Raw genomic sequence first — 662 nt, 5'->3', positions numbered from 1 at the left:
AAAGAATTAATGCCAAAAATTTCACAATAATATCTCTTATTCCGCCTCTTTCTATTTTATTTATCTGAAAAAATTAATTTATATTTGATTCATATCAAATACTCTGTTTCTATTTTAATTAAGATACGCCCCAAGCATAACTATAACGAGTTAAAACATTAGAGGTATCTTTTATGTGGGTAAAAAAGAAAGGAATCTTATTCGGGGTATTACTTTTTATTTTGGGCGGGTTGGCATTGTGGCTCACCCAGGGCGTTTTTCACAAAACCAATTCCACCGAGTTTTGTGTCAGCTGCCATTCGATGAGCTTTCCAAAAGAGGAGTGGGAAGGCAGTGTGCATTTTGCCAACCGTAAAGGCATTCGCGCCGAGTGTGCCGATTGTCACTTGCCACCGGACAGTTGGCATTATGTGAAAGCCAAAGTGATGGCAGTGAAAGACGTTTGGGGCGAGATCACCGGCAAAATTCCAGATCAAGAAGCCTATGAAGCGCATCGCTTAGAAATGGCTCAGGCGGTCTGGAAAAACATGAAAGAGCAAGATTCCTCCACTTGTCGTACTTGCCACAAAACCGATGCTTGGATTTTGGGCGAACAGTCGGAACAGGCACAGACCATGCACAAGCTGGCACTGGAAACCAACCAAACCTGTATCGACTGCCAC

The 662-nt window shown here is 42.4% G+C and carries 1 protein-coding gene; it reads left to right on the top strand.

Features of this window, described 5'->3' with window-relative positions:
* Positions 1 to 173: 173 nt before the first annotated feature.
* Positions 174 to 662, top strand: a 489-nt coding sequence (locus tag FHQ30_RS13065) for a NapC/NirT family cytochrome c (RefSeq protein ID WP_176552693.1), incomplete at its 3' end; no start/stop codon positions are given.

The organism is Testudinibacter sp. 'clade 2' (genome assembly GCF_006227735.1).
Lineage (GTDB): Bacteria > Pseudomonadota > Gammaproteobacteria > Enterobacterales > Pasteurellaceae > Chelonobacter.
Note: the sequence above shows the minus strand (reverse complement) of the source record. Positions and strands in the feature narration are given on the sequence as shown.